This is a genomic window from Kitasatospora sp. NPDC053308 (assembly GCF_055585785.1).
Genome location: NZ_JBVJJY010000012.1, coordinates 157585 through 181899 on the forward strand (window position 1 = coordinate 157585; position 24315 = coordinate 181899).

The 24315-nt window shown below is 74.0% G+C and carries 17 protein-coding genes and 2 tRNA genes; 8 read left to right on the forward strand and 11 right to left on the reverse strand.

Features of this window, described 5'->3' with window-relative positions; genetic code table 11:
- Positions 1–363: 363 nt before the first annotated feature.
- Complete coding sequence (locus ACZ6Y7_RS25445; protein WP_465760301.1) at positions 364–951, reverse strand: DedA family protein; 588 nt, start codon at positions 949–951, stop codon at positions 364–366.
- Between the two features lie 692 nt (positions 952–1643).
- Between ACZ6Y7_RS25445 and ACZ6Y7_RS25450 the strand changes: the two genes are divergently transcribed.
- Entirely contained in the window at positions 1644–2789 is a 1146-nt protein-coding gene (locus ACZ6Y7_RS25450; protein WP_465760232.1) for an LLM class flavin-dependent oxidoreductase, read from the forward strand.
- Positions 2790–2939: 150 nt separating this feature from the next.
- On the opposite strand, the gene ACZ6Y7_RS25455 is transcribed toward ACZ6Y7_RS25450, so the two are convergent.
- A complete protein-coding gene (locus ACZ6Y7_RS25455) occupies positions 2940–5054 on the reverse strand; it encodes a putative bifunctional diguanylate cyclase/phosphodiesterase (RefSeq protein ID WP_465760233.1) in 2115 nt (704 codons plus the stop codon).
- Between the two features lie 394 nt (positions 5055–5448).
- Positions 5449–5874: an OsmC family protein gene (locus tag ACZ6Y7_RS25460; protein ID WP_465760234.1), complete on the reverse strand. Its 426-nt coding sequence runs from the start codon at positions 5872–5874 to the stop codon at positions 5449–5451.
- Positions 5875–6262: 388 nt separating this feature from the next.
- Between ACZ6Y7_RS25460 and ACZ6Y7_RS25465 the strand changes: the two genes are divergently transcribed.
- Together ACZ6Y7_RS25465 and lepB are read left to right on the forward strand one after the other, a co-directional pair.
- Complete coding sequence (locus ACZ6Y7_RS25465) at positions 6263–6598, forward strand: chorismate mutase (RefSeq protein WP_465760235.1); 336 nt, start codon at positions 6263–6265, stop codon at positions 6596–6598.
- 236 nt (positions 6599–6834) lie between these two features.
- Positions 6835–7713, forward strand: a complete 879-nt coding sequence (lepB, locus tag ACZ6Y7_RS25470) for a signal peptidase I (protein ID WP_465760236.1) — start codon at positions 6835–6837, stop codon at positions 7711–7713.
- Here the strand turns inward: lepB and ACZ6Y7_RS25475 are convergent.
- The 3 genes from ACZ6Y7_RS25475 to ACZ6Y7_RS25485 form a co-directional block, all read right to left on the reverse strand.
- On the reverse strand, positions 7676–8863 hold the full coding sequence (locus tag ACZ6Y7_RS25475; protein WP_465760237.1) for an EamA family transporter: 1188 nt from the start codon (positions 8861–8863) through the stop codon (positions 7676–7678). The two genes, lepB and ACZ6Y7_RS25475, sit on opposite strands and share 38 nt — an antisense overlap.
- Before the next feature lie 242 nt (positions 8864–9105).
- Entirely contained in the window at positions 9106–11478 is a 2373-nt protein-coding gene (locus ACZ6Y7_RS25480) for a transglycosylase domain-containing protein (protein WP_465760238.1), read from the reverse strand.
- A gap of 282 nt (positions 11479–11760) precedes the next feature.
- Positions 11761–11834, reverse strand: a tRNA-Lys gene (locus tag ACZ6Y7_RS25485).
- Positions 11835–11969: 135 nt separating this feature from the next.
- Here ACZ6Y7_RS25485 and ACZ6Y7_RS25490 point away from each other — a divergent pair.
- Both ACZ6Y7_RS25490 and ACZ6Y7_RS25495 read left to right on the forward strand, forming a co-directional pair.
- Complete coding sequence (locus tag ACZ6Y7_RS25490; protein ID WP_465760239.1) at positions 11970–12821, forward strand: DUF998 domain-containing protein; 852 nt, start codon at positions 11970–11972, stop codon at positions 12819–12821.
- Complete coding sequence (locus ACZ6Y7_RS25495) at positions 12818–13798, forward strand: alpha/beta fold hydrolase (protein ID WP_465760240.1); 981 nt, start codon at positions 12818–12820, stop codon at positions 13796–13798. The genes ACZ6Y7_RS25490 and ACZ6Y7_RS25495 overlap by 4 nt, the downstream gene beginning before the upstream one ends.
- Before the next feature lie 424 nt (positions 13799–14222).
- Here the strand turns inward: ACZ6Y7_RS25495 and ACZ6Y7_RS25500 are convergent.
- From ACZ6Y7_RS25500 to ACZ6Y7_RS25515, 4 genes are all read right to left on the reverse strand, one after another.
- Positions 14223–14296: transfer RNA gene (locus tag ACZ6Y7_RS25500), tRNA-Lys, on the reverse strand.
- Positions 14287–16452 carry an ABC transporter ATP-binding protein gene (locus tag ACZ6Y7_RS25505; protein WP_465760241.1) on the reverse strand — a complete coding sequence of 722 codons (2166 nt, stop codon included), beginning with the start codon at positions 16450–16452 and terminating at the stop codon, positions 14287–14289. Before ACZ6Y7_RS25505 ends, ACZ6Y7_RS25500 begins: the two co-directional genes overlap by 10 nt.
- Positions 16449–17471: an ABC transporter permease gene (locus ACZ6Y7_RS25510; protein WP_465760242.1), complete on the reverse strand. Its 1023-nt coding sequence runs from the start codon at positions 17469–17471 to the stop codon at positions 16449–16451. Before ACZ6Y7_RS25510 ends, ACZ6Y7_RS25505 begins: the two co-directional genes overlap by 4 nt.
- Before the next feature lie 16 nt (positions 17472–17487).
- On the reverse strand, positions 17488–18468 hold the full coding sequence (locus tag ACZ6Y7_RS25515) for an ABC transporter permease (RefSeq protein WP_465760243.1): 981 nt from the start codon (positions 18466–18468) through the stop codon (positions 17488–17490).
- Positions 18469–18802: 334 nt separating this feature from the next.
- Here ACZ6Y7_RS25515 and ACZ6Y7_RS25520 point away from each other — a divergent pair, with 334 nt between their 5' ends.
- Positions 18803–20506, forward strand: a complete 1704-nt coding sequence (locus ACZ6Y7_RS25520) for an ABC transporter family substrate-binding protein (protein ID WP_465760244.1) — start codon at positions 18803–18805, stop codon at positions 20504–20506.
- Positions 20507–21026: 520 nt separating this feature from the next.
- On the forward strand, positions 21027–22253 hold the full coding sequence (locus ACZ6Y7_RS25525; protein WP_465760245.1) for a low temperature requirement protein A: 1227 nt from the start codon (positions 21027–21029) through the stop codon (positions 22251–22253).
- A 31-nt stretch (positions 22254–22284) separates the two neighbouring features.
- Here ACZ6Y7_RS25525 and ACZ6Y7_RS25530 read toward each other — a convergent pair whose 3' ends face one another.
- Complete coding sequence (locus ACZ6Y7_RS25530; protein WP_465760246.1) at positions 22285–23262, reverse strand: LysR family transcriptional regulator; 978 nt, start codon at positions 23260–23262, stop codon at positions 22285–22287.
- A 267-nt stretch (positions 23263–23529) separates the two neighbouring features.
- On the opposite strand from ACZ6Y7_RS25530, the gene snpA reads away from it, so the two are divergent.
- On the forward strand, positions 23530–24177 hold the full coding sequence (gene snpA, locus ACZ6Y7_RS25535; RefSeq protein ID WP_465760247.1) for a snapalysin: 648 nt from the start codon (positions 23530–23532) through the stop codon (positions 24175–24177).
- Positions 24178–24315: the final 138 nt, after the last annotated feature.

Consider the following 24315-nt stretch of genomic DNA (forward strand, 5'->3'; position numbering starts at 1 on the left):
CGTCCTCCGACGACTCTGAACACGCCGGGTTCGGTCGGCCAGGCTGCGGGAATCCGGTGTCTGTTGCCGTCCTGTGACGCTCCGCGCCCCCCGCGGCCCGCGCAGTACGGTACGCCGGTGCGTGCGGTCCCCAGGGGGAGTTCGTCGGCGTTCGGCCCGATTGATCGACTTTTTGGGCAAACTTTTGCCCCCTGAGGGGCTGTCTGAACTGGGGTCGCCCGACCCGGGGATGCCCTGGGCCGTCCGGCGCCGAAGGCGAACAGGGGCGCCCGCCGGGGCGGCTGCGGCGGGACTGCCGAGGGAGTGCGGCAGGGCCGCGGCAATGGGGGACGGTCGGCCGGGGTGCTGCGGGAGGACGGCCGGTCAGAGCGCGGCGAGCCGCCGGTTGCGGCGCACCATCCGCGCGATCGCGGTGCTGATCGCGGTGGCCGCGGCGCAGGAGACTACGAGGCTGAGCCAGGCGGTGTTGAACCAGTGGCTGTTGAGCCAGCCCAGGGTCACGATGTAGGCGGCCCAGACCAGCGCCGCCAGCGCCGACCAGTGCAGGAAGCGGTGCGGATGGGCGGGGGAGTGGCCGATGGCGACGTCGAGGATGGTCCGGCCGGCCGGAACGAACCGGGCGATCACCACCATCGCGGCGGCCGTGCGGTGCGGGCGTTCGACCAGGGCCGCCTGGACCCGGACCACGCTGGCCGCCAGTTTGGGACGCCGGGCGAGCCGGCGGTGCAGCACCGGCGCGCCGCGCCGTGCCAGGTGGAGGAGCAGGACGTCGCCCAGGAAGGAGGCCGCCGCCACGCCCAGGCCGAGCAGCAGCGGCGCGCCGTTGATCTGCGCGGTCTTGAGCACGGCCAGGATGACCAGCGTCCCGCTGGGGATGAAGGGGAGGAGGGCGTCTCCGAGTACGGCGAAGAGAGCCAGGGCGCAGATCCACGAGGATCCGATCGCCGCCACGAAGTTCAAGGCTCTTACTCCCTCCACGCCGCCCGAGCGAGCAGGTGGCTGTAGGGGCCAACGCTAGCGCCTCGACTTTTCATGCCATGAAGCACCCCGGTATGCCGCAGATCACGGCTACGGTTTCCGGCCGTCCGGTGGTGGTGGTTCCGGGGCCCGGACCTGCGGACCGTCGCGCGAGCCGGCCTCCCGCCGGGGTCTGCCGGGAACCGAACGAGCCCCCGGGGCGGGGTGCCGCGCCGAGGGCTCGCAGTGACCGTCCGGAGCTGGTCCAGCCCGACGATCTTGCTGGTGGAGTGCGGACCCCGTTGGGCGGTCCGCTCCTGATCACCAGCCTGCCGGACACCGGCCTCCCGCCGCGAGCCCCGGCGCTGGCGACTTCCGGCGCTGGCGTGAAGTCGCCAAACGTGTTCGCCCGCTGGCTCTCCGTCAGGCAGAGGGGTGGTCGCGGACCCGGCAGGAACGGCCGAAACGCAGCCGGACCGGCTCCGATCGGAAACCCGATCGGAAACCCGATCGGAAACCCGATCGGGAGCCGGTGGACGGGAACAGCGGGCTCCCGGCCGTGGTTGACCCCCGTCGGCAGCCGCGACCACCGGGCCGTCGGTCTCCCAGCGGTCGCCAGGCGGAGGCCGGCTCATGGGCAGCCGCGCAAGGACAGCCACGCAAGGAAAGCCAGGAGGGCGGACGGCATGACCACCGAGGACCAGCAGGAGCACGGGGCCGGGCCGACGGCGGACGCGGCGATCCGGGGCACCGCCGACGAAGCGGCGATCCGGGGCGCGGCCGTCGACTCGGCGATCCGGGGGACCGCCCGCGGTACGGCGCCCGCACCGCTCTCGATCCTCGACCTGGCCACCGTCGGCGTCGGCTACACGCCCGCCGAGGCCCTGGCGGCCACCACTGCGCTGGCGCGCAAGGCCGAGCAGTGGGGCTACCACCGGTTCTGGGTCGCCGAGCACCACGGCATGCCCGGGGTGGCCAGCTCGACCCCGGCCGTCCTGATCGCCCACCTCGGGGCCCACACCACGACGCTCCGGCTCGGTTCGGGCGGTGTGATGCTCCCCAACCACGCGCCGCTGGCCGTCGCCGAGCAGTTCGGCCTGCTGGAGGCCCTGCACCCCGGCCGGATCGACCTCGGACTCGGCCGCGCCCCCGGTACCGACCCGGCGACCGCCCGTGCGCTGCGGCGCGGCCACTCCGACGGCGCGGACGACTTCCCGCAGCAGCTCGCCGAGCTGACCCACTTCCTCGACGGGGACTTCCCGGCCGGCCACCCCTACGAGCGGCTGACCGCCGTCCCCAAGGGCGAGGGCCGTCCGCCGGTCTGGCTGCTCGGGTCCTCCGGCTTCAGTGCCCGGCTCGCGGGCCGCCTCGGCCTCCCGTTCGCCTTCGCCCACCACTTCAGCAGCGCCAACACCCTGCCGGCGCTGGACCTGTACCGCTCGTCGTTCCGCCCCTCCGCCGTGCTCGACGAACCGTACGCGTTGATCGGCGTGAGCGCGGTCGCCGCCGACGACGAACCCTCGGCCCGGCGCCTCGCCCGCTCCGCCGCCCTCGGGATGCTCCGCCTGCGGCGCGGCAACCCCGGCCCGATCCCCACCCCGGAGGAGGCCGAGCAGTACCCGTACAGCCCGGCCGAGGCGGACTTCGTCGACGGTTGGCTCGACAACGTCGTGCTCGGCGCCCCGGGCCGGGTCGCCGACGGACTGGAGGCCCTGCGCAAGCGGACCGGGGTGGACGAGCTGATGGTCACCTCGCACATCCACGGCCACGAGGCCCGCCTCCGCTCCTACGGCCTGATCGCCGAGGCGTACGGGCTCACGGCCGGGGCCTGATCGGCCGGACGACCATCGCACCGAGGCCTGACGGCCGGGCGGCGGCCGTGCGACGGCCGGGCGCGGCGACGGCGGGCGGCTCCGTGCAGCGACCGCAGTGGGCGGCGGCCTCGCGCGCGACCGCGGTCGGTGGCGCGCGGGCCCCGCCCGCTACCGCCCGTCCGGGGCGGGGCGTCCCTCGCGCAGTATGGCCGCGACCAGCGCGGCCTCGCCGGGCCGGGCGAAGTACCAGCCCTGCGCGGTGTCGCAGCCGGTCAGCCGCAGCCGTTCGGCCTGGGCGGCGCTCTCGATGCCCTCGGCCGTGACGGTCAGGCCGAGGGTGTGGGCCAGCTGCACCATCGCGCCGACGATCTGCTCGTCGGCGTCGCTGCGGCGGGAGCCGAGTTCGGGGAGGCCGGGGCGGTCGGCGGGAGCCGGGTCGCGGAAGCCCTCGATGAAGGTGCCGTCGAGTTTCAGCACGTGCACCGGCAGGCGGGAGAGGTAGGCCAGGTTGGAGTAGCCGGTGCCGAAGTCGTCGATCGCGATCCGCACGCCCATGTCGGCGAGCGCCTGGAGGGCCTGCAGCGGGCGGCCGCCGGGGCCGAGCAGGGCGCTCTCGGTGATCTCCAGCTGGAGCAGCCGGGCGGGCAGGCCGGTGACGTCGAGGGCCCGGGCGACGTCGGCGACGATGTCGGAGTCCCAGATCTGGCGGGCGGCCAGGTTGACGCTGACGAAGGTCTCGGTGTCCGGGAACTCGGCGAGCCACTGCCGGGCCTGTCGGCAGGACTCCTCCAGGACCCACTTCCCGAGCGGCACGATCGCGCCGGACTCCTCGGCGAGGGGGATGAAGCGGTCCGGGGAGAGCGTCCCGTAGCGGGGGTGGCGCCAGCGGACCAGGGCCTCGGCCCCGTGCACGGCGCCGTCGGCGAGACCGACCAGCGGCTGGTACTCGATGGTGAACTCGCCGCGTTCCAGGGCCGGCCGCAGGGCGGTGGCGAGCAGTTGCCGGGTGAGCTGGTGGGCGCCGCGGTCCGGGTCGTAGAGGGTCCAGCGGGCGCGGCCGTCGGCCTTGGACCAGTAGAGCGTGGCGTCGGCGTCCTTGACCAGGTCGGTCGGGGTGGTCTCGTGCACGGAGCGCTCGACCACGCCCACGCTGGCGGTGATCACCAGCCGGTGACCGGCGACGTCGAAGGGACGTTCCAGCACGTCCAGGATCCGGGCGGCCAGCTCGGTCAGCTGCTCACTGCCCGTGCTGTCGGTGACCAGGACGGCGAACTCGTCGCCGCCCATCCGGGCCACCAGGTGGGCGTCGTGCCCTCCGAACCCGCGCCGCAGCCGGGTGGCGACGGCGATCAGCAGCTGGTCGCCGACGTGGTGGCCGAGGGTCTCGTTGATCGCCGCGAAGCCGTCGAGGTCCAGGTAGCAGACGCCGACCCGGCGGCCCTCGCCACCGGACGGGCCCGGAGCGGGGTCCTCGGTCACCGCGAGGCAGGCGGCGTCGAGGCGCTCGAAGAAGTACGTCCGGTTGGGCAGCCGGGTCAGCGGGTCGTGCAGGGCCTGGAACTCCAGGCGGTCGCCGAGTCGGCGCTGCTCTGTGATGTCCTCGACCAGCGCGAGGGTGTAGAGCGGGCGGCCGGAGCCGTCCCGGATCAGCGAGACGGTGACCTTGCTCCAGACCTCGTGGCCATCGCGGTGCTTGAGCGGCTTCTCCACGCGGAACCGTTCCCGCTCGCCGTGGACGAGTGCGGGGAACAGCCGGTCCGGCATGCCCTCCGGGTCGATGAGTTCGTGCAGGGGGGTGCGGACGAGTTCGCCGACGGTCCGTCCGATCAGGTTGGCGAAGGCGGGGTTGACCTCGATGATCCGGTCTTCGGGGTCGATCAGGGCCATGCCGATCACCGCGTCGCAGAAGGCGGCGCGGAACCGGGACTCGCTGGCCCGCAGCGCCGCCAGCAGCCGGTCGGACCCGCCGTCCGGCCGGTCCGAGCCGCCGTCCTGTCGGCTGGACCCGCCGTCCGTCCGGCCGGATCCGTCGTCGGTGCTCCGGCGGGTGCCGTCGGTGAGCGGGGCCGAGCAGGTGGGGCAGAGCAGCACCTCGGGCTCCTCCAGCGTCCCGCAGGCACCCAGGGCGGCGGCCGGGCCTGCGACGGGGCCCGTGCCCGGAGTGCCGCGGACCGCTCCGGCGGCCGGTTCGAGGACCGGCGCGACCAGATGGCGGTGGTGTCGTGATTCCTCGTGCCGCACGCCCGGGTGGTGTGCGTCGGCCCCCTCGTTCTGGCCCGGCACGGCATGCTCCCGTCCGCTGCTGACGCTTGACGATGGTCCGGCCGGTCAGTCGGGATCCCGGCAGCCGGCTCCGCACTCTGTCGCGGTCCTCGGAGTCGGTCCGCTGCGGGACGCCCGCCGTGGGGCGTCGGAGCGCGGGGACCCGCGTGAAGAACAGGGCGCTTCGGCCGATCATAGGCCGCGACGACAACGCGCGGTGACCGCCGCGAGGGTGATTCGCCCGCTTTGTGATCATGGGTGGTGGTACGTGCAGACGCCCCCGGTGCACATCGCATGATGTGCGCCAGGGGCGCGTGCGCCCACGTCGCGCCCCTGGGCGCTGGTTGCGCGCCGGGGTGGGCCGGGGTGGGACAGGAGTGGAGCACGGGGCGGCGGGGGTGCCGCCGAAGGGGCGTCAGGCCAGCTTGGCGGTCAGGGTGATGGTGGTCCCGGTCAGGGCCTGGCTGACCGGGCAGTTGGCCTTGGCGTCCTGGGCGGCCTGGGCGAAGCCCGCCTCGTCCAGGCCGGGGACGTCGCCGGTGACGGTCAGGTGGATGCCGGTGATGCCCTCGCCCGGCTGGAAGGTGACGTCGGCCTGGGTGTCCAGCGTGGTGGGCGGGGTGCCGGCGCTTGCCAGGCCGTGCGACAGGGCCATCGAGAAGCAGGCCGAGTGCGCGGCCGCGATGAGCTCCTCCGGGCTGGTCTTGCCGTTGGGCTGCTCGGTACGGGCCGGCCAGGACACCGGGTAGGTGCCGATCCCGGAGGAGGCGAAGGTCGTCTGACCCTGTCCGTGGAGGAGGTCGCCCTCCCAGGCCGTACGGGCGGTGCGGGTGGTTGCCACGATCGGTACCTCCATTGCCGGGGCGGTGCTGGGGCGTGAGTGGGCGTGCTGGGTGTTGCCGGGCGTTGCCGGGTGGTGCCGGGTGTGCTGCTGCGCACGGCCGGGGACCTCCGGGGCCCGCTGGGGACTGCCGGGCAGTCACTTCCGGTCATGCGCGCACCAGCCTACGGGCAGCCCCGGCCCGGGCCCGGCTGGTCACGCCGCGTCGGACCGGCCGGTCGTGCGGGGGCGTCGGCGCAGGCGGGCCGGCCGTCCGGAAGGCTGTCCGCATCGTGGACGGTTCCGTTCCGCGGTGTGGGGCCGCAACGGGTGCCCTGTTAGATTTGCCCGGGCCCGAGCCCGGCCGGCGTACGGTCGGGCGCCCACCCAGACACCGGGAGCAGCCCCGATGACGGACCACTCCACGACCCCCGACGCCGGCCTGCCCGAGGGGATCGACGACGCCGTACGGGCTGAGCTGACCAGCCTGCGCGAGAGCATCGACAACATCGACGCCGCGGTGGTCCACATGCTGGCCGAGCGCTTCAAGGCGACCCAGCGGGTCGGCCGGCTCAAGGCCGAGCACAAGCTGCCGCCGGCCGACCCGGCGCGCGAGCGGGACCAGATCAAGCGGCTCCGGGAGCTGGCCGCCGGGGCGAAGCTGGACCCGGTCTTCGCCGAGAAGTTCCTGAACTTCATCATCGCCGAGGTCATCCGCCACCACGAGGCCATCGCCCGCGCCTGAACGGGGAGCCGGGGCGGCTGAACGCCGGGGCCCGGAGGCCGGGAGACGGGCCGCCGGAGCCGTCCGGGAGCACCGCCGAGCGCCTCGGCACACCCCCGAGGCCCCGGTTCCGCCGCCGCTGCCGCAGCCCCCGGTGGCCCCGGCGGTGTCGGTGGCGGCTAAATGCCCGATTTCGTCAGGCTCCACGGTTGGCGTAGCGTGCAGGTTTCCCCGGCCGGAGAGGTGGAGCAGCGACGATGGCGGTGAACCTGCCCGAAACGCCCAGCGGAGCCCCCAGCGATCCCGCTGCCCGGGACCTCCCGTACGCCCGGGACCTCCCGTGCGCCCAGGGCGTCCCGGACACCCGGGGAGCGGACACCCGGGGACCGGAGACCCCGGGAGCGGCCGGAGGCCGCGCCGAGGCCCGCCGCCGGGCCCGCGGCTCCCGCGGCCGCCGGATGGCCGGCCCGGGGCGGAAGGGCGGAACGGGCCGGCGCCCCCGGCCGTGGTGGATCGAGCTGCCGGCGATGGCCGCGGTGGGCCTGGTGGTCGCGCTGCTGATCAAGACCTGCCTGTTCCAGGTGTTCTCCATCCCGTCCGGCTCGATGGAGAACACCCTGCGGATCGGCGACCGGGTCGGGGTGAACAAGCTGGCCCCGCTGACCGGCTGGGAGCCGGAGCCGGGGCAGCCGGTGGTGTTCAAGGACCCGGGGGGCTGGCTCCCGCCGCAGCCCGTCGACCCGAATCCGGTCACCAATGCCGTGAGCTCGGTCCTCAGCTTCGTCGGGCTGGTGCCGCCCAAGGACGACAACTACCTGGTCAAGCGGGTGATCGCGACCGGCGGGCAGACCGTGCAGTGCGAGGGCAGCACCCTTAGCGTCGACGGCCGGAAGGTGAACGAGCCGTACCTGCACCCGGGTGACGACTCCTGCGCGGGCCTGGACTTCGGCCCGGTGAAGGTGCCCTCGGGCTACGTCTGGGTCGAGGGCGACCACCGCAGCGACTCGGCGGACTCCCGCTACCACCAGCGCGGCCCCGGGGGCGGCGCCGTGCCGGTGGGCAACGTGGTCGGCCCGGTGTCGGCCGTCGTGTGGCCGCTCAATCACCTCGACTGGTTCGGCTGGACCGGCCGCTGACCCCGCGCTCGGCGGCCACCGGCTCCCGGGAGCCGTCGGAGCCCTTCCGCTCGGGGCCGTTCCGTTCCGGGCCGTTCCGTTCCGGGCCGTTCCGGTCCCCACCCGGGCGGTCCCCGGCCGCCGCAGCAGCAGCGGAAGCCGCCGGCGCGGCCGCGGGCACCTCCGCCGCCCGGTCCGCCACCCCGTCCGTCGTCGCGCCCGCCCCCGTGTCCGCCGACCCGCCCGCCGACGTGCTCGCCTGCGCGGCGAAGGCCCCGGCCAGCACCAGCAGGCCGCCCGCGATCTGCGGCAGCCCGAGGTGCTCGCCGAGCAGCACCCAGGCGAGCACGGTGGCGACGACCGCCTCCAGGTTGGCCACCACGCCGGCGACTGGCGGTGAGAGGTAGCCGACCGAGATCACGCCGGTCAGGTAGGCGAGCACGGTCGCGACCAGGACCATCCACAGGGCCGGGACGAACGCGGGCAAGGTGTGCCCGTTCATCACCACGTCGCCGCCGAGCAGGCTCCAGTCGGCCTGCCAGGGCCGGGTGAAGGCGGTGAGCAGGACGGCGCCGACGAGCAGCCCCCACGCGCTGACGGCCAGCGGGTCGACCGGGCGCTCGCCCCGGCGGCCGGCGTCGGCGAGCACGAAGTAGCCGACCTGGCAGCACGCCGCACCGAGGCCGAACAGCACGCCGAGGGCGTCGAAGCCCAGCCCGTTCCAGACCTCCACCACGCAGGCGAGTCCGGCCACCGCGACTCCGGCGCCGACGGCCGCGCCACGGCTGATCGGTTTGCGCTGGACGAACTTGACGTAGCCGATCAGCAGAGGCGGCCCGAGGTACTCGATGAGCAGGGCGACGCCGACCGGAATGCGGGAGATGGCCGCGAAGTAGCAGGCCTGGACGCCCGCGACGGCGAGCAGGCCGAAGCCGAGCAGCAGGCCGGGGCGGCGCAGGACGGCGCCCCGGTGGCGGTAGGCGACCGGGAGGAGGGCCACGGCGGCGCCGGTGACCCGAAGCCACACCACGTGCAGCGGGGAGAGTCCGGCCTCGATCAGCGGCTTGGCCGCCGTGCCGGAGCCGCCGAAGGCGATGGCGGAGACCAGCGCGAGGCTGAGGCCGAGGGTCCGGCCCGAAGGAGGGGTGGGGGAGGCCGTTGATCTGTGCACCGCCGCATTGTGACAGTCATACCGATGCTTCGGTAAGGCGCCATTTCGGCATTTGGTCCTGCGCCCAACTGTGCGCGGCGGCGCAATCGCCCGGCAGACCGGCCGACCCCGTCGGCGACCCCGTCAGCGGCCCCGACGTGCCCGGCGACGTACCCCCGATGTCCCCCCCGACCCCGACGTCCCCCGGACGGCGTCCCCGCCGTCCTCCCCCGACGCCCGCGCCCCGGAGCCTCCCCCGGGGGTCAGCCCCCGGACTGCGACGAGGTCCCCGCCCCCACCAGCGGGCCCGTCCCGCCCGTGGGCTGGGTGGTCGGCTGGGTGGTCGGCGTGGGCCTGGTGGTGGGACGTCCGGTCGGCTGGGAGGTGGGCTGGCCGGTCGGCTGGCCGGTCGGGGGAGCCGTCGGCGCGGTGGTCGCCCCGCCGCCGGTGCCGCCCGGGGTGGTCGAACCGGTGCCCGACCCGTCGGCCGGCCTGGTCGGGCCGCTGCTCGGGCCACCGGTGGGGGCGCCCGTGGTGGGGGTGCCGCTCGGCGTGCTCGGAGCGGTCGGCAGGTCGTCGGCGCCCGCGTAGTCGTCGGCCGGGGTCGGGAAGTCGCTGACCGGCTGGCCCTTGAGCGCGGCCTTCATGTACCCGGTCCAGATCTGCGCCGGGTACTGGCCGCCGGCCGCGCCGTCGATCCCGCCGACGCCGCTCAGGCTGACCTGGGCGCCGGTGGCCGGATCCTGCCCGAACAGGGCGACCGAGGTGACCAGCTCCGGGGTGTAGCCGACGAACCAGACCGACTTCTGGTCGTCGGTGGTACCGGTCTTGCCCGCCACCGGACGGCCCAGGGCCTTCGCCCGCCAGCCGGTGCCGCCCGGGTCGCTCACCACGCCCTGGAGCATCGCGGTGACCTCGTTGGCGGTGTCCGCGCTGACCGCCTGGGTGGTCTTGTGCGCGGGCAGCGGCACGGCCTCGCCCTCGCGGTCCACCGCCTGCACCAGCCACGGGGTGATCTGCTTGCCCCCGTTGTCCAGCGTGGCGTACACGCCGGCCATGTCGAGCACGCTCGGGGTGGCCGCGCCCAGCGGGATGGACGGCACGGGGTCCAGCCCCGGGGTGTTGCCGGGCAGGCCCAGGGCGATGCCGGTGTCCTTGACCTTCTGCAGCCCGGTGTCCTGGGCGAGCTGCGCGAACGCCGAGTTCACCGACCAGTCGGTGGCCTGCTGCAGGGTGATCTGGCCGTAGCTCTTGTCGCCCTCGTTCGGCGGCGCGTACGGGGTGCCCTTGCCGCCGCGGACCTTCCGGCCGCTGGTGCCGTCGTAGATCGTGCGCGGGGTGACGGTGCGGCCGTCCTGGGTCTTGGCGTCGTTCTCGAAGGCTGCGGCCAGGGCGATCGCCTTGAAGGTCGAACCGGCCTGGTAGTCGCGCCGGGTCGCGTTGTCCACGTAGTGCTTCACGTAGTCGACGCCGCCGTACAGGGCGACGATCGCGCCGGTCTTCGGGTCCACGGAGACGGCGCCGGCCTGGGCGGCCGCGTCCTTCTTCCGCTTGTCCGGGTTCAGGGTGTCGTGCAGCTGGGCCTGGACCGAGTCCTGCAGGGCCTGCTGGCGGCCCGGGTCGATGCTCAGCTTGATCGTGTAGCCGCCCTTGGCGAGCTCGGTCTCGTTGATGACCCCGTTCGAGGTCAGGTACTGGGTGGCCGCGTTCACCAGGTAGCCGGCCTGGCCGGACAGGCCCGGGTTGGGCTGCGGGTCCCGGACGTCCGGGAAGGCGGTCGCGGCCCGCTCCTCGGCGGAGAGCCAGCCCTCCTTGACCATGCCGTCGAGCACGTAGTTCCAGCGGTTCACGGCGTTCTGCTTGCCCGCCGCGGTGGCGGTGGCCACGTCGTAGGCGCTCGGCGCGTTGAGCAGCGTGGCCAGGTAGGCGCCCTGCGCGGGGGTGAGGGCGGAGGCGTCGACGCCGAAGTACGCCTGGGCGGCGGCCTGGATGCCGTAGGCGCCGCGGCCGTAGTACGAGGTGTTCAGGTAGCCGGAGAGGATGTCGTCCTTGCTCTCGGTGGCGTCCACCTTGATGGCGATGAACAGTTCCTTCACCTTGCGGGTGATCGACTGCTTCTGGTTCAGGTACGTGTTCTTCACGTACTGCTGGGTGATCGTGGAGCCGCCCTGGGTGCCCTCGCCCTTGGCGGTGTTCACCGCGGCCCGGGCCAGACCCTGGAGGTTGACCGCGCCCTCGTTGTAGAAGTTGCGGTCCTCGGCGGCCAGCGCCGCGTGCTGGGCGGCGGGGGAGACCTTGTCCAGGGTGACGTTCTGCCGGTTGGTCTGGCCGGTGCGGGTGATCACCGAGCCGTCCGCGTAGAGCCAGGTGTTGCTCTGCGCGGTCGCGGCCGCGTGCGCGTCCGGCACCTTCACCAGGGCGATCCCCAGGGCGAACAGGCCGACGCCCAGCAGCACCGCCGAGGCGAAGCCGAGCAGGGTCATCCGCCAGGTCGGTATCAGCCGGCGCCAGCCGGTGCGCTTCGGGCGGCGCTGCTTCTTGCCGCCGGGCCCGCCTCCGACGCTGCCGAGGCTTCCGGCGCCGCCGGGCCCGCCGGCCGTACCGGGCGCACCGGTGGGGCGCTTGAACCGCTTCACCGGCCGGAGACTGATCGACGGCGTGCGACGGCCGCTCTGGGCGTTTCGGGACAAAGCGCGGCCTTTCCTGCGGGCGGACCGAAGCGGCCTGCATGGGCGGGGTGGGGGCATCGGGGGCAGGGACCTTCGTCCCTCCTCCGGTTCTACTGGCCTGGACGAGCAGGACGGGCCGGATGGCTCCGCCGGATCGCCGATCGAGACCGACATCACACGCAAATCGGACGTCGAAGGCCAAAAAATCGGGGAGCCCCTCGCTGCTGCGAGAGGCTCCCCAACTGTCTGTGCGCCGCCAGGGACTCGAACCCCGGACCCGCTGATTAAGAGTCAGCTGCTCTAACCAACTGAGCTAGCGGCGCCTGCTGACCTGGAAAACAATACACGGTCCCGAGGGGTGCCTCGAACCGGCCGGGGTGCCGCCGGCGGGAGCGGTGTCCGATCCGTCCGCTTTCCTTCCGGTTGGGGCGGACTTCGCCGCTGGTTAGGGTGGAACCGTGCCCAGCCCCCAGCCAGCACACCGCACGGTGCGGCCGACGGTCGCCGCCCTGCTGCTGCTCAGCGCCGTGGCGTACACCGCCTGGGTGCTGGAGGTCGTCCTGAGCACCGGTCTCGACCCGGTGCAGGCGTACATCAGCGAACTCGCCGCCGAGGACCAGCCGCTGGGCGGCCTGTTCCGGGCCACCGACCTGGTCGCCGGGCTCTGCCTGTTCGCCGCCGCCGTGGCCGCGCTCGGCACCGGCCTCGCCACCGGACGGGCCGGCGGGCGGGTCGGCGGCCGAGTCGCGGGTCGCGGGGGTCGAGTCGGCGCGCGGCCCGCCGAGCGAGCGGGGGCATCGCGGCGCGGGCGCCGTTGGGCGCTCGCCGGATGGTCCGCCCTGGCCCTGTTCGGCGCCGCGACCGTCGCGGACTCCCGGCTCCCGCTCAGCTGCACCCCCACCAGCGACGAGATGTGCGCCGCCCGGGAGACCGCCGGGCTCGTCCCCGCGACCCACACCGCGCACGCCGTCACCAGCAGCCTCGCGATGGCCGGCGCGCTCACCGCGCTGGTCGCGCTCACCGTCGCCGCCCGCCGCTACGGCTGGTGGCCGCCGGTGCGCCGGCTCGGGCCCTGGCTGCTGGGCGCCGAGCTGCTCGCCACCGGATGGAGCCTCGCCGCGATCGGCGCCTTCCAGTCCGGGCGCGGCACCTGGGCGCTCGGGGCCGGTCAGCGCCTGCAGGTCCTGCTGGTCGCGCTCTGGCTGGCCGTCCTGGCGGTGAGCGTCGCCCGGTCCGCCCGGCGGGACGCGGCGGTGGTTCCGGGGCGGCCGGACCGGGCGGAGCCGCGCCCGGAACGGAGGCCGGCATGACCGCACCCGGTGACCCGCTCGGGCCCGGCGACCCACGCGACCCCGCAGGGCCACGCGACCCCGCAGGCCCGCGCGACCCCGCAGGACCCCGGGGCCCCGAGGGCCCGCGCGACCCCGGCGCCCGGGCGTGCTTCCTGCGCGTCGACGGCGTCCCGCTGCACGTCCGCACCGAGGGCAGCGGCCCGGCCTGCCTGCTCAGCGGCGGTCTCGGCAGCAGCTGGTTCGACTGGGACCTGGTCGTCCCCTTCCTCACCCCCTACCGCACCGTGGTCCGCTTCGACCGGCCCGGTTACGGGCTGAGCGCCGCCGAGCCCGCCACCGGGCGGCCCGCCCCGACAGCGGCCGGGGAGGCCGGGCGGATCCGGGCGGTGCTGGACGGCCTGGGGTTGCACGAGCCCTGCACCGTGGTCGGCCACTCGCTGGCGGCCTTCCACGTGGAGGCCTTCGCCCGGCTGCACCCCGAGCGGACCGCCGGGCTGGTCCTGGTCGACGGCAGCACCGAACCGGCGGCCCGGCCGTACCCGGCGCCCGGCGCGCGCGACCTGGCGGCCCGGGCGGCGGCCGGTGCCGCCACCGCCCTGGCCGTGCCCTACCTCCTCGGCCCGACCGCCCGCCGAATGGCCGCCCGGCAGTCCACCGTCCGCCGCGAGGACCTCGCCCCGAGGGCGCTGGTCCGGCACTGCTACCGCACCGGTCGGGCCCTGCGCGCACTGCTGCGGGAGAACGCGCGCTACCTGGACATGGCGGCCGAGCTGGACGGCCTGCGGCGCACCCGCCCGCTTCCCGAGGACCTGCCGGTCACCGTGCTGGCCGCCGACGACGGCTGCCGGACCCGGCGCACCGATACCTGGCTGGCCGAGCAGCGGGAACTCGCGGCCCTGCTCGGCGCCGACTTCCGCACGGCGGCCCCGGCCGGGCACCTGGTGATGTTCGACCGCCCGGACGCGGTGGCCTCGGCCGTCCTCGACACCTGCTGAGCCGTCCTCGACCGCCCTCGACCGCCCGCCCTCGGCGACCGGCTCGGATGCCCGCCCCCGCCGAGCGGTGCGCACGGGCGCCCCGCCCAGCGGTGCGGATGCCCGTTCGCCCGGGCGCGCCGGGCTTCCGTTCCCCGGGCTCAGTCGCTGGAGCTGCTGAGCCTTCGGACCGCCTGCGGGACGGGCAGGTCCCGGGTCAGTGGGTGGGCGCAGAGCACGAGGAGTTCCTCGGGAAGCCGGAGGAGGTCGGAAGGGGGCGCAGGGGTCACAGGGGCCATGCCTACCCCGTCCGTCCGCCCCGGAAAGACCGAGCGGGAGAGACGGAGCGGGAGAGACCGGGGGAAGACCGAGCCGGGAAGACCGCGAAGACCCCAGGAACGCCTCAGGCCGCCCACCGGAGTGGACGGCCTGAGACCTTGCCATGTGCGCCGCCAGGGACTCGAACCCCGGACCCGCTGATTAAGAGTCAGCTGCTCTAACCAACTGAGCTAGCGGCGCCTGCTGACGTCGAAGACATTACACGGCGCGGGCCCGATCCGCCGAATCGTCTCTGAATGGTCACTCTCCGTGACGTGTGCGGGCGGCGGCTCCGGGTGGTGGCAGGCCGCCTGGTGGTCCGCTCCCGGGGTGTCGCCGAGCAGGGCCGGCCGTTCCTGCTCGCAGCGGGCCCGGTCGCCGGGGGCGGTGAGCCCGGCGTAGCGCGGGCAGCGGGTGCGGAAGGGGCAGCCGGTACGCCGTTCGGTGGGGGACGGCGGGTCGCCGGCGAGCAGGACGCGGTCGCGGGCGCGCTCGGCGGCGGGGTCGGGGAGCGGGACGGCGGAGAGCAGGGCGCGGGTGTACGGGTGACGGGGGCGGTCGAAGACGGCGGAGACCTCGCCCTGCTCGACCGTCCGGCCGAGGTACATCACGCTGACCCGGTCCGCGAGGTGCCGGATCACCGAGAGGTCGTGCGAGACGAACAGGTAGGAGAGCCCGAGTTCCGCCTTGAGCGCCTGCAGCAGGTTGAGCACCCCGGCCTGGATGGAGACGTCCAGCGCGGAGACCGGTTCGTCCAGCACCAGGAGCTTGGGGCGGACGGCGAGTGCCCGGGCGATCGAGACGCGTTGGCGCTGGCCGCCGGAGAACTGGTGCGGGTAGCGGGCGGCGTGGTCCGGGTCGAGGCCGACCTGCCGCAGCAGCTCGGGCACCCGTCGGTCGATCTCCGCGCGGGGGGTGCGCTGGGCGAGCAGGGGTTCCGCGACGATGTCGCCGATCGGCATCCGGGGGTCGAGGCTGGCCATCGGGTCCTGGAAGACGATCTGCAGCTCGGCGCGGAGCCGGTGGGCCTCGGCCCGGGTGAGCCGCGCGGTGTCGTGGCCGAGCAGTTCGATCCGGCCGGTCTCCGGGGCGCCGAGCCGGAGCAGTTCGAACAGGGTGGTGGACTTGCCGGAGCCGGACTCGCCGACCAGGCCGAGCGTCTCGCCCTCCCGCAGGTCCAGGTCGACGCCGTCGACCGCGTACACCTCGCCGACCTTGCGCTTGAACACGGTGCCCTTGAGCAGCGGAAACGTTTTTCCGAGCCCGCTCACCGACAGCACCGGCGCCAGCTCGGAGCGGTCGGCGGCAACGGAGACCGGGGGCAGCTCGGGTACCGGGTAGACCTCGGCGGGTGCGGGCCGGCGCTCGGCGAGCTCCGCCGACCGCACGCACGCGGACAGGTGGTCATCCGCCCCCGCCGCGGCGGGCTCCAGGACGGGCTCCGCCGTGGAGCAGCGCTCCTGCGCCAGCGGGCAGCGCGCCGCGAACGGGCAGCCCGGCGGCAGCTCGGCCATCGGGGCCGGGACGCCGGGGATCGGCACCAGTGGACCGCCGCGCCCGTCCAGCCGGGGCAGCGCTCCGATCAGGCCGAGCGAGTACGGGTGGTGCGGGGCCTCGAACAGCTCGTCCACGCGGGCCGTCTCGACCACCCGGCCCGCGTACATCACCGCGACCCGGTCGGCCGTCCCGGCGATCACCCCGAGGTCGTGGCTGACCAGGACGAGCGCCGCGCCGGTCTCCCGCCGGGCGGTGCGCAGCACGTCCAGCACCTGGGCCTGGATGGTGACATCGAGCGCGGTGGTGGGCTCGTCGGCGAGCAGGATGTCGGGCTCGTTGGCGACGGCCATGGCGATCATCGCGCGCTGGCGCATGCCGCCGGAGAACTCGTGCGGGAAGCTGTCCAGGGCGCGGTCGGGCGCCGGGATGCCGACCAGGTCCAGGAGTTCGGCGGCCCGGCGCCGCGCGGTGGCCTTGTCCACCCGCTGGTGGACGCGGACCGCCTCGGCGATCTGGTCGCCGATCCGGTAGACCGGGGTGAAGGCGGAGAGCGGGTCCTGGAAGACCATGGCGACCCGGCGGCCGCGGATCGCCGCGAGCTCCTTGCCCGGCAGCCCGACCAGCTCCCGCCCGTCCAGCCGCACCGAGCCGCTGACCCGTGCCGTCCCGGGCAGCAGCCCGAGCACCGACAGCGCGGTGACGGACTTCCCGGAGCCGGACTCGCCGACGATGCCGAGGGTCTCGCCGCGCCGCAGGGTGAGGTCCACCCCGCGCACGGCGGGGACCGGGCCGTGCGGTCCGGCGAAGTCGACCCGCAGGTCCCGGACGGCGAGCAGCGGGGTTTCGACGGTGGTGGTCACGGGCGCTTCCTACGGCTGTCGGAACGGCTGCTGCTGACGGAACGGGTGCGGCGCGCACGACGGGGCGCGGCCGCGGAGGTGGGGTCGAGGGCGTCGCGCAGCCCGTCCCCGATCAGGTTGACGGCGAGGACGAACAGCACCAGCAGTCCGGCGGCGAAGTAGAACAGCCAGGGGAACACCGGGGCCTCGCTGGTCCCGGCGGCGAGCAGGGTGCCGAGCGAGACGTCCGGCGCCTTGACCCCGAAGCCGAAGTAGGAGAGTGCCGTCTCGCTCATCACGGCGCCGCCGACCGCGATGGTGGCGTCGATGATGAGGAAGGAGGCGACGTTCGGCAGGATGTGCCGGCTGATGATCCGCAGTGGTCGTACTCCCATGAACCGCGCGGCGCGGACGAATTCGCGCTCGCGCAGGGAGATCGTCATCGAGCGGACCACCCGGGCGGTGATCATCCAGTTGAACAGCGCGAGCAGCAGCACGAAGGCGATCCAGCCGGCGCTCTTCAGTCGCGCGGAGACGATGGTGATGATCAGGAAGGACGGGAAGACGAGCAGCAGGTCCACCAGGAACATCAGCGCCCGGTCGGCCCAGCCGCCGAAGTAGCCGGCGCAGGCGCCGACCACGGAGGCCAGCACGGTGGAGAACAGTGCCACCAGCAGGCCGATGACCAGCGACTTCTGGAGCCCGCGGACGGTCTGCGCGAACACGTCCTGGCCGACCCCGTTGGTGCCGAACCAGTGCTCGGCGGACGGGGGTTGGTGCAGGGCGGAGAAGTCGGGCGTGGCGTAGTCCCAGGGCGTGAGGTACGGCCCGCCGAAGGCGAGCGCGAACAGCAGCAGGACGACGACGGCCCCGACGACGGCGCCGCGGGCGGCGAGCAGCCGGGCGAGGACGAGCCGCCCGCGGCCGGCCGCCCGGGACGTGCCGGGAGTGCCGGGCAGCGCGGAGGCGACGGGTTCCGCAGGCCCGGCAGGCCCGGCCGGTTCGGCCGGCTCGGCCGGCTCGACGGAGAGGGTGGTCATCTCGGGTCTCCTCCGGTCAGGACCGCACGCGCGGGTCGAGGGCGGCGTGCAGAGTGTCGGCGAGGAAGCCGGAGGCGAGCACCACGACGGCGGTGAACAGGTTGATCGCCACGACCGAGTTGACGTCCTGTTCGTTGATCGACTGGATCAGCCACTCGCCCATGCCGTGCCAGCCGAAGATCGTCTCGGTGAAGATCGCGCCGGTGAAGATGCCCAGGAAGCTGTAGGCGAACATGGTCGACATCGGGATCACGGCGGTCCGCAGCCCGTGCCGCAGCAGCGCCCGTCCACGGGTGAGGCCCTTGGCCTCGGCGGTGCGCAGGTAGTCGGAGCCGAGCACGTCGAGCATGGTGCCGCGCTGGTAGCGGCTGTAGGTGGCGAGGCCGCCGAGGGCGAGCGAGATGGTGGGCAGCAGCAGGTGCAGCGCCCAGTCGGCCAGGTGGGTGCCGAGTCCGCCGGCCAGCCCGGGGGTCTCGTAGCCGGTGAACGGGATGACCTCGTGGCCGGCCGCGTCCTTGGCGGCGATGGCGCCGTTCTTGAGGAACAGCGCGACCAGGAAGACCGGAGTGGAGAGCAGGACGAAGGACAGCACGGTCAGCAGCCGGTCGGAGATCCGGTACTGGCGGACGGCGCTCCACGCGCCGGCGGCGACGCCGAGGACGATGCCGAGCAGGCTGCCGAGCAGCAGCAGCCGCAGGGAGACCCAGACCCGGCGGCCGAAGTCGTCCGAGACCGGGGTGCCGTGGATGGTCCGGCCGAGGTCGCCGTGCAGCAGGCCGCCGGCCCAGTGGCCGAAGCGCTCGACGACCGGGGTGTGGTCGTTCAGGTTGAGCGCGGTGAGCTGGTGCTCGACCGATGCGACGGAGGGACGCGGGACCTTGGCGTCGAAGTAGGTGCGCGGCTGCAGGGCGGTCGCGGATATCGCGTACGCCAGGAACACGGCGGCGATCAGCAGCGCCGCGTAGTAGCTCAGCCGCTTGGCGAGGTAGCGGAGCATCAACGGCCGCCCGGGGTGGGGGAGGGGCCGACGCGTCTGGTGGGCATCGGGGTGGTGGCTTTCGGTCGGGCCCGGTTCGGGCGTCAGGCGGTGGAGTCGGCAGGGGGGTCGGGAAAGCGCAGGTCAGAGTGAAGCACCCGGGGACGGCGGGCGTGTTGCGGCAGCGTTGCCGCAGGTGACGTTTGGATCAGGCCTGCGTTCCTCCCCCTGGTGGCGGATCTGATCCGCTGTTACGTTCCTCTGGCTCGATGCCGGATTGAGTGCCCACGCTCAACCCGAGTCATGCCTGTCGCGCCGCAACTCCCGTTCCGCAGACTCCACCAGGGGGACCCCCATGGACGCTTCCACCACGGCCCGCCGCCTCGGCCGGGCCACCGCCCTCGCCGTCGCCGTCGCGCTGGCGGTCACCGCGTGCACCTCGGGCGGGGGCGGTTCGGGCGACGCCGTGGCCAAGAGCGAGCCGCCGAGACAGGACTCCCAGGACATCAACGCCAAGCCGCTGGACCAGGTCAAGGACGGCGGCGAGGTGCGCTTCCCGCTGTACCAGTGGATCACCCAGTGGAACCCGTTCCAGGTGGACGGCCGGTACGGCGACGCCGTCGAGATCATGCGCACGCTGGAGCCGGACCTCTTCACCACCGACGCCTCCGGCGACTTCCAGCCCGTCACCGACTACCTGCAGGAGGCCAAGGTCACCTCGACCTCCCCGCAGGTGATCACCTACAAGCTCAACCCCAAGGCGAAGTGGTCGGACGGCAAGCCGCTGAGCTACCTGGACTTCAAGGCGGACTGGGAGGCCGGCAACGGCAAGAAGGACGGCTACAACATCGCCGACTCGGCCGGCTACGAGCTGATCTCCGCCGTCGAGCAGGGGGCGGACCCGACCGAGGTCAAGGTCACCTTCTCCGAGCCGTACGCCGACTGGCAGAACCTGTTCCGCCCGCTGATCCCGGCGGCGGGCATCGGGACCGCGGAGGACTTCAACCAGGGCTGGGTGGAGAAGATCCCGATCACCGCCGGCCCGTTCAAGGTCGGGACGGCGGACAAGACCGCGCAGACCCTCACGCTGGTACCGGACCCGGCCTGGTGGGGGACGAAGCCCAAGGCCGACCGGATCACCTTCCGGGTGATGTCCCAGTCGGCGACCACGCAGGCGTTCCTCAACAACGAGATCGACTACGCCACGGCCGGCACCGCCGCCGCGTACGGGCAGCTCAAGGGCGCCAAGGACGCCGTGATCCGGACCGCCAGCCCCTGGGACGAGGTGCACATCTCGTTCGGCCAGGGCGGCGCGCTGGCGGACCAGAAGGTCCGCCAGGCGCTCGGGAAGGCGCTCGACCGGTCGGCGCTGATCAAGATCGCGAACAACGGTGTGCCGGTGGAGTTCAAGCCCCTCGGCAACCACATCATCATGCCCAACCAGACGGGCTACCAGGACAACTCCGGTGACTGGGCGAAGTTCGACCTGGGCGCCGCCAAGAAGCTGCTCGACGAGGCGGGGTGGAAGGAGGCCGGCGCCGGGCAGCCGCGCACCAAGGACGGGACGCCGCTGGAGCTGCACTGGGTCGTCAACGACGCCACTCCGCAGGCGCAGTTGGACCTGGCCACCGCCGCCACCGCGATGTGGCTGGCGGCCGGGGTGAAGGTCGACCTCGACAAGGTCCCCTCCAACGACTTCTTCACCAAGTACGTGAACCCGGGCAAGTTCGAGATCGCCAGCTGGCGGAACACCGACTCGTTCCCGCTCTCCATGTCGCTGACCAACTTCCGTCTGCCGGTGGGGGACAACGTCTTCGGCAACTACTCGAAGCTCGGCACGCCGGAGATCGACGCGCTGCTGAAGAAGGCGGCCGGTACCCTCGACCCGGCGGAGGCCGCGAAGCTCTACAACCAGGCGGACGCGAAGATCTGGGAGCTCGGTCACACCGTCGAGCTCTACCAGCGGCCGACCGTGGTGGCCGTGCGCAAGGGCCTGGCCAACTACGGCGCGTTCGGTCTGGCCGGCGTGGACTACACCAAGGTCGGCTGGGAGAAGTAGCCGCCGCTGACACGGCGAGGCGGGCCGCACGGCAGGCGCTGGCGAGCAGCGCGGTGATCACGAGGCCGGTGGCGCGGACACGGGAAGTTCGGCTCTGCCGCCCCCGCTGTCCCGCCACCCGCCTTGACCTTCCGCGTTGCCCGCAGGCCGCCCGTGTCATGGGGCCCCGCAGGGCCCGCGCTCTTCCGACCGGGGATGAATCTAGCGGCGCTCCGGCGCCCCGCCGTGCACCGCGCGGGGCGCGCCCGGAAACCCGTCGTGCTGTCACCCGGTTCGCGCACCGATGCGTCAACTAGGGCTGACGGCAAGGAAAAAAGGGACATACGGGGCCATCTGTCGCCGCGGTGGCGGGCTGCCCGACCGTCGGGGGCTCGTCGTCGGCGCGGCGCGGCTCGTCGGCGGCCCGTCGGCGGCCCGGCGCCCGGGCCCGGCGCACAGGGCCGCGCCGGTGCGTGCGCCGGGCCCCGGGCGCTGCCAGGATGCGGGACGACCCGCCCCTCCCGACCCCGGAGCAGCTCCGATGGCCAGTGATCCCCCCGCCGCGGCGGCCTCCCGCGCGCAGCACGTCGACCCGCCGCCGGTGCGTCGGATGGTCCCGCGCGACCGCAACGAGCCGCACCGGGTCGCCACCCCGCTGGAACTCTTCTTCGACCTCTGCTTCGTGGTCGCGGTCGGCCAGGCCGGGCGGGAGCTCGCCCACTCCCTGGCGGCCGGGCACTACGGCGAGGGGCTGCGCGGTTACGCCCTCGCCTTCTTCGCGATCTGGTGGGCGTGGATGAACTTCACCTGGTTCGCCTCCGCCTACGACTGCGACGACGTGCCGTACCGGATCACCACCCTGGTGCAGATCGCCGGCGTGCTGATCCTCGCCGCCGGGGTGCCACGGCTGTTCGCCACCCAGGACATGGCGCTGTCGATCACCGGCTACGTGGTGATGCGCCTCGCGATGGTGACCCAGTGGCTGCGCGCGGCGGCCGGCGAGCAGGGCGAGGCGCGCCGGGTGGCGGTGCGGTACGCGGTGGGGATCACGCTCTGCCAGGTCGGCTGGGTGGTGCTGCTGCTCCTGCCGCACGGCGCCCGCCCGTACGCCATCGCGGTCGGCGTGCTGTGCGAGCTGGCCGTGCCGGTGATCGCCGAGCTGCGGATGCAGACCTCCTGGCACCCGCACCACATCTCCGAGCGCTACGGGCTGTTCACCCTGATCGTGCTCGGCGAGACGGTGGCGGCGGCGACCGTCGCGGTGCAGTCGGCGGTGGACGAGCACGAGGAACTGGGCCGGCTGGTGCCGGTGGCGGTCGGCGGGCTGCTGATCTGCTTCGCCGCCTGGTGGATCTACTTCGCCCGCTCGGTCCACGAGCACCTGCGCTCCAACCGGCAGGCCTTCGCCTGGGGTTACGGGCACTACCTGGTGTTCGGCTCGGCGGCGGCGATCGGCGCCGGGCTGGAGGTGGCGGTGGAGTCGGCCGTGCACAAGGCGGAGATCTCGGAGACCGCCGCCACCGCGACGGTCACCGTGCCCACCGCGGTCTACCTGGTCACCGTCTGGTTCCTGCACTCCCGGCACACCAAGCGCGGCGCGGCCGCCCAGGCGGTGGCGCCGGTCGGGGCCGCGCTGGTGCTGGCCTGCACCGCGCTCGGCGGCTCCGGGGTACTGGCGGCGGGCCTGGTCTGCGCGCTGATGGTCACGGTGGGCGTACTGATCCACGGGCGGGAGAGCCGGGCCGGCACCGGCTCCTGGACGGCTTAGGCGTTGCCCGGCGGATCTCGCCGGACCGGGCCTATGCGGGGCGGCCCAGCAGCACCGGTTCGTGCCGCGCCAGCCAGGCCAGATAGGCCGGATTGACCTTGGCCAGGTCCAGGTAGGCGGCGCGCAGCTCGCCGAACAGCGCGTCCAGGGCGGGCGGGCTGAGTGTGCGCGGGCGCCAGGTGAACAGCAACCGGACGGCCAGCGGGTCCCCGTCCACCGGGCGGACGACCGTGCCGGGCCCCGGCGGTGAGGTCGGCTGGCAGGGGCGGACGGCCTCGCCGGAGGCGACCAGCTCGGCGGCGGTGGCGTTGTCCCGGACCTGCAGCACCCGGGGGTTGAGCCCGGCCTCGCCGAACACCCGGCGCATCGCCGCGTACTCGTGGTCGGCGGTCGGGTCGACCATCCAGGTGTCCTCGGCGAGGTCGGCGAGCCGGACCACCGGACGGGCGGCGGCGGGGTGTCCGGCGGCGAGTTCGACGTACTGCGGTTCGCGGGCCATCAGCACCCGCTGCTCGGCGTCCGGCGGCACGCGCAGCGGGAAGCCCTCGCTCTCGTGCACGAGGGCCACGTCCAGCTGGTCGGCGGCGACCATCCGCAGCAGCGCGCTGGCCGAGACGTCGACGTGGATGGTGGTGTCGGTGTCCGGCAGCCGCTCGTGCACCCGGCGCAGCCAGGCCGCGACCACGCGGCTGCCGACGCTGCCGATGCGCAGCCGGCGCTGTCGGCCGGGCCCGCTCGCGTCGCGGGCCTCCTGGCGGGCGGCGGCGACCAGGGCGGCCATCTCGGTGATCACCGGCCGGGCCCGGGAGAGCACCGAGTGGCCGAGCGGGGTGGGCCGGCTGCCGGTCTGTTCGCGGGTGAACAGGGTGCCGCCGATGGACCGTTCGATGCGGTGCAGTTGGGTCGTGAGGGAGGGCTGGGTCATGCCGAGCTGGAGCGCGGCCTTGCGGAGGCTGCCGCTGTCGGCGATCGCGCACAGCACCCGGAGGTGTCTCACGTCGAGCTCCACGTCGGGAGCATAGACGTCGTCGAGCCATCCCGCCAAGTACATGACAGCGCATCAAAGTCCGCCGGCCCGAACGCGCGAGAGGCTCCGGCCGGTATGCGACGGTGCTATCACCGGTTGACATCATCCGCGACGGGCCCGAGCGGGTCGAAGCTCGGGGGCACCACCCGCCCCGGCTGACGGCCGGGGCGGCCCCCACCGTGCGCCGCCCCCGCATCCGGCCCCCACCGGCTCCGGCGAGGCGGCGCACCGCGAACTCGGAGCCCCCACATGAAGCGTTCCGTGCTGTCCGCCGCCCTCGGCCTCGCCCTCGCGGCCGGCTCGGCGGCCCTGCCCGCCACCGCCGTCGCCGCGCCGAACGCGCCCGCGGCCCCCGCCGTCCGCGCCTACACCCCGGCGGCGCACGCCGGTTCGGCCGAGGAGGCCGCGCACAACCGGGCGTTCTTCCAGGCGGTGGTGGCCTCGGTCAAGGCCAAGCGGGCCGCCGACCCCTGGCTGCGGACCGTCACCGTCACCTACGACACCGCCAACGCGCCGTCCTTCACCGGCCAGATAGCCGCCGCCGCGCGGATCTGGAACGGCTCGGTGCACAACGTCCGGCTCCAGGAGACCGGCGGCACCGGCGACTTCTCGTACTACGAGGGCAGCGACAGCCAGGGCTCGTACGCCAGCACCGACGGGCACGGCCACGGCTACGTGTTCCTCGACTACCAGCAGAACCAGGAGTACGACTCGGTCCGCGTCACCACCCACGAGACCGGGCACGTGCTGGGCCTGCCCGACGACTACTCCGGTCCGTGCAGCGAGCTGATGTCCGGTGGCGGCCCCGGCCCCTCCTGCACCAACCCCTACCCCGACGCCAACGAGCGCGGCGAGGTCGACTACCTCTGGGCGAACGGCCTCGCGGCCGCGAACTGATCTCTCGACCAACGGAGTTCGGGCACGGCGGGCCGCCCGGCCGGAATCGGGCGGCCCGCCGCTCTGGGTACTTCCCCGCCTCGGAGCCTAGCCGCCACCGGAATGGAATGCCAGGGGCACGGTTGGGTCAAGACCAGG